The sequence below is a fragment of the Natrinema soli genome, from assembly GCF_028618695.1.
This window is the reverse complement of sequence record NZ_JAQIVI010000834.1, coordinates 1-4,241: the sequence shown is the minus strand read 5'-3', so window position 1 is coordinate 4,241 and position 4,241 is coordinate 1. Positions and strand designations below refer to the sequence as shown.

6 protein-coding genes and 2 pseudogenes are annotated in these 4,241 nt (G+C 66.6%); 4 read left to right on the top strand and 4 right to left on the bottom strand.

The window, feature by feature from the left end; genetic code table 11:
• Window positions 1–356: pseudogene (locus PGX04_RS33715) on the bottom strand (hypothetical protein); the annotation flags it as partial.
• 138 nt (window positions 357–494) lie between these two features.
• Window positions 495–701 (bottom strand): hypothetical protein, encoded by a 207-nt coding sequence (locus PGX04_RS33710; RefSeq protein ID WP_273742454.1) that lies wholly within the window; start codon window positions 699–701, stop codon window positions 495–497.
• A 102-nt stretch (window positions 702–803) separates the two neighbouring features.
• Here PGX04_RS33710 and PGX04_RS33705 point away from each other — a divergent pair, with 102 nt between their 5' ends.
• From PGX04_RS33705 to PGX04_RS33695, 3 genes are all read left to right on the top strand, one after another.
• Window positions 804–1,376, top strand: a complete 573-nt coding sequence (locus tag PGX04_RS33705) for a cysteine hydrolase family protein (protein WP_273742453.1) — start codon at window positions 804–806, stop codon at window positions 1,374–1,376.
• Between the two features lie 288 nt (window positions 1,377–1,664).
• Window positions 1,665–1,841 (top strand): hypothetical protein, encoded by a 177-nt coding sequence (locus tag PGX04_RS33700; RefSeq protein WP_273742452.1) that lies wholly within the window; start codon window positions 1,665–1,667, stop codon window positions 1,839–1,841.
• Window positions 1,842–2,221: 380 nt separating this feature from the next.
• Window positions 2,222–2,362 carry a hypothetical protein gene (locus tag PGX04_RS33695; RefSeq protein WP_273742455.1) on the top strand — a complete coding sequence of 47 codons (141 nt, stop codon included), beginning with the start codon at window positions 2,222–2,224 and terminating at the stop codon, window positions 2,360–2,362.
• 165 nt (window positions 2,363–2,527) lie between these two features.
• Here the strand turns inward: PGX04_RS33695 and PGX04_RS33690 are convergent, their stop codons facing one another.
• Complete coding sequence (locus tag PGX04_RS33690) at window positions 2,528–3,031, bottom strand: PaaI family thioesterase (RefSeq protein ID WP_273742451.1); 504 nt, start codon at window positions 3,029–3,031, stop codon at window positions 2,528–2,530.
• A gap of 158 nt (window positions 3,032–3,189) precedes the next feature.
• Window positions 3,190–4,080 carry a DUF8155 domain-containing protein gene (locus PGX04_RS33685; RefSeq protein ID WP_273742450.1) on the bottom strand — a complete coding sequence of 297 codons (891 nt, stop codon included), beginning with the start codon at window positions 4,078–4,080 and terminating at the stop codon, window positions 3,190–3,192.
• A gap of 57 nt (window positions 4,081–4,137) precedes the next feature.
• On the opposite strand from PGX04_RS33685, the pseudogene PGX04_RS33680 reads away from it, so the two are divergent.
• Window positions 4,138–4,241 (top strand): annotated as a pseudogene (locus PGX04_RS33680) (lipoate--protein ligase family protein); the annotation flags it as partial.

The following is a 4,241-nucleotide window of genomic DNA, read 5'->3' as shown; positions in this document are numbered from 1 at the left end:
AGCGTCTCGGCGTCGGAAGCGTGTTCGACGACCCATTCGGCGTCGTCCGCCTCGACGCTACCCGCTTCGGCCCGCTCGACGATCGTTCGCGTTTGCGCGGGTGAGGGCCGAGGATAGTACGCCGTTCGTCCCTCGATCGTGACGAGAACGAGCGGCTCGAGCGCGCGGACGCCGGTCGAACCCACCTCGAGCACGTCGACCGTTTCGGCGGCGGTACGGGCCGTCCGGAGGACCTCCCGCCCCCGCTCGAGGGGATGAACTGTCTCGTCGGCATCGTCACCCGCTGACTTGCGCGCGACGCTCGGCGGCTCGCCGCGACCGACCGTGACGCGGACGATCGCGCGTTCGTCGTGCAAATTTGGTTCTCGGCTCACTGCCGTAGCGTTCACCGAGTCCGTCCGAAAAGGAGGAGCTTCCGTGTCAATGCCCTTCTTGTGCTACCCGCGACTACGGCCGCGGGGTCGCTCCCGCCGTTCGTGTCCCGTCGGCCCCGATCAGAGCGGATCCGTCCCGGGTTCCCGCTGCGGGTTCGGTTCGCGTCGATCGTGCTCGTCTGTCCGGCGTTTCAGCTGACGATACCGCCGCGTAAGCGGTGCGGTCCGTCGCCACGCCAGGAACCCGGCACCGCCCAGCGCTGCGAGCAGGCCGACTGCGACGATGCGCTTCGAGACGCCGTTCGAGTCAGCGCTTCGATCGCCCATAGGCCGCGTACGCCGCGACCGCGGGTAGTGGTTTCGGCGACCGGAACGACCTCGAGCCCGGCGCGAACGTTTTTACGATTCCGCCCGTACGGCCGCCTAGTTATGCGCCTCGAGCCAGCCGATACGGCGGTGGTGGTCGTCGACATGCAAAACGGGTTCTGTCACCCGGACGGCTCGCTGTACGCGCCGGGCAGCGAGGCGGTGATCGAGCCGATCGCCGACCTCCTCGAGCGGGCTCGCGAGACCGGGACGCAGGTGATCTTCACCCGCGACGTCCATCCCCCGGAACAGTTCGACGACGCTCACTATTACGACGAGTTCGAGCAGTGGGGCGAGCACGTCCTCGAGGGATCGTGGGAGGCCGAGATCGTCGACGAACTCCCCGTCGACGCGGCCGATCACGTCGTCGAGAAACACACCTACGACGCCTTCTACAACACGGAACTCGAGGGGTGGCTGAACGCCCGCAACATCGACGATCTGGTGATCTGTGGCACGCTCGCGAACGTCTGCGTGCTCCACACCGGCGGCAGCGCTGGGCTGCGGGACTTCCGGCCGATCATGCTCGAGGACTGTATCGGTGCGATCGAGGACGGTCACCGCGAGTACGCCCTCGATCACGCCGCGTGGCTCTTCGGCGAGGTCGAACCGAGTGACGACCTCGAGTTCGCCTGAGTCGCACGTCGTCCGTCTCTCGTCGCCTCGCTCGTCTTCCCTCTCGTCGCCTCGACGCAGAGAGCGGCAGTCGTGGCGTTCGAACCTCGACCAGTTGTTCGCCTGCAATGGATTCGTCTCGTCCCGCCCGGCGTGGAGCCGTACTCGGTATCGGGGCAGTCCGCAGAGCTCGAACTGCAGTGTTTTATCCGAGCGGGCCCGAAGCACGGCTATGAAGACGAGCTTTCGCCGACGCTCGAGACCGCCGGAACGACCGCGCCTCGAGCCGCGGGCGGACGGTGAGGATCGATGAGCGAACGACGGTGGAAATCGGTGTACTTCGTGGGGATCGCGCTCAACGCGATCGCGTTCGCGAACGCCGTCATGAACGGGTCGTGGCTGTTCGCCGGCGTGTTCGCGTTCGTCGCCGTGTACCTCGTGGTTCGGCTTCGGATGGTTACGCCCGATACCGATAGCGACAGGTGAACCGAGTTACGCATCGATCGCACGGTCCGCGGTTCGGAGCGGCGCGGTTCGGAGCGAACGCAGTGAGCGAGAACCGCGGGACGCGAGCAGTGAGTGAAACGAGCCGTGAGCGAACGCAGTGAGCGAGAACCGCGAGGCGCGAACGGTGAGCGAAGCGAGCCGTGAGCGCGCACCGCGGGCGAGAACCGCACTCCTGTCGTTCGATCGGATGTGCAGCGCGTCACGCCGTTCCCGTCGCCAATGCGTCCCTTTTCAACGTCGCCGATCGAACGGGGGCGTATGAGAGCGCGTCGATCGCAGCCCGTCGAACCGGCGAGCGAACTGCGACTCGAGATCGGAGCGAAGAGGGATTTCGAATGAACGAACGACGGTTACGACCGGTGTACCTGGTCGGAGTCGGGATCAGCGCGTACGCGTTCTGGTACTTCGCCTCGCTCGGCGACTATCTGTACGCCGGTCCGTTCGCGCTCGTGGTCGTGTTCTCCATCGTTCGCCTTCGGGTGCTGACCGTCGACTCCTGACGGGCGAGCGTCTCGACATCCGCGAATCCGCGAGAAAAGAAACGGATGTACTGAGACCGAAACGGTGAGCGGCCGAGAGGGGACGGGAAACGGAGTTCCAGTAGCCACTGAAACGAATCACACACTGATCGCAACGGAGTCGTGCGATCAGGTGCACACTGATTTTCAGTGGCTATTAGCGTTCTCGCGGAAGACCCGGTACGCGCCCTGTCCGATCGCCACGGCCTTCGTCTCTCCGTCGGGTGTCGTACTCTCGACGGTGATCTCGCTGACGCCGACGCTGCCGCCGACCCGGATCACGTCCGCGGTCGCCACGAGATCGTCCGTCGCCGGACGGAGGTAGTTGACGTTCAGGTTGATCGTCGCGATCCGCGTCCCGAAGGGATCGTCCATTGCCGTCCGCAGCGAGAGGCCGCCGACGGTGTCGATGAGGGTGGCGGCGACGCCGCCGTGGAGATCGCCCCGCTCGTCGGGCGCGGCGTTCGGCCGGGTGTTCGTCAGTTTCTCGTCGTAGGGGATCGACATCGTCATCGTCCCCTCGCCGACGTTGTCGACGGTCGTGCCGAGCCACGAGAGGAACTCCTGATTCTCCTCGAGGAAGGACTGGAGCATCGCCTCGATATCGTCGAACTCGTCGGCTGCGTCCATCATCGGCGCATCGTCGGTCATAGCCATTCGTCTCTCGGCGACGTTCTTGACAGCTACGTTTCCAGACCTGTCCGTTGTCAGACGTTCACTCGGCCGCGAAACGAGGGTGCTCGAGCGGACGGGGCGGCGAGCCGCTGCGTCGTCAGTTTTACCGCGGCGGGCGAGATCGATCGGACCCGTCAGCAGTCTCCGCTCGAGCGAACGCGTACTCGAACCCGCTCGCCGAGTTCGAACTCGCGATCCGGACAGATCAGCTTCGCACCGAAGTCCTCGTCTCGAGCGCAGAACAGCGACAGTCCGGTGATGGCCTCGCCGTTCGCCGTGACTGTCACGTCGTCCCACGCGATCGTGCGGCCGTCGGCGACGCCGAGTCGGTCGCCGTTGAGCGAGACGACGCGGTCGGCTCCGTTCTCTGCAGGTGAATCGCCTCGCTCGAGCAGCCCGCCACCGTCGTAGTGTGGCAGTCCGCCGTCGAGAACGCCGCCGCCGTCGGCTCGCACGCCGACGAACTCGGTTCCCGGGTCGGGGTGTGTGGGCCCGTCGAGGATCGCGTACGTGTCGCCGCTCGAGACGACTCGGCCGGTGCCGTCCCACTCGAGGGGTCGGACCGACACCCCGAGGTCGATCGGGAGCGATCCAGTTGCTCGGTAGGGGTTCTGATCCGGCCCGCGAAAGCCGACGTGGAGGTGGTTGTCGACCCACGGCGCGAAGAAGCCCGCCCGGACGAGCCGACCCAGCGAGTCGCCCCGCTCGACCCGGTCGCCGGCCGCGACAGTCGGCTCGGCGTGGAGAATTCGGACCGTCAGCCCGGACAGTGGGCTGGAGTCCGTGGGCTCGAGCAGAATCAGATGATCGTGCTCGGGCGCGTAGGGTTTCGGCGGTGCGCGGACGGTGCGCGTCTCCCGGACCGCGCCGTCGACCGGGCTCGGCGCGGCGGTGGTTCGGCCGTCCATCAGCGTCCCGGGATACAGATCGATCGCACAGCCGCCGTCGTGGGCGGGGTACGGCGAGTTATACAGCGAAAATCGCTCGTAGCGCGCCAGGACGGTCTCGGGAAGCGTGACGGCCATCGTTCGTCGAGGTCTGGGCGGCGGGAGCGTTTAGACCCACCGGGTTCAACGTCCGGTATGCGCGTCGTTCGCGGACGGGGGGACACTCTCGCGGCCGACCGAGACGCGAGTCGACGGCTGCTCTCGATCGCCGCCGACGGCGAGCCCGCCGTCCGCGTCTG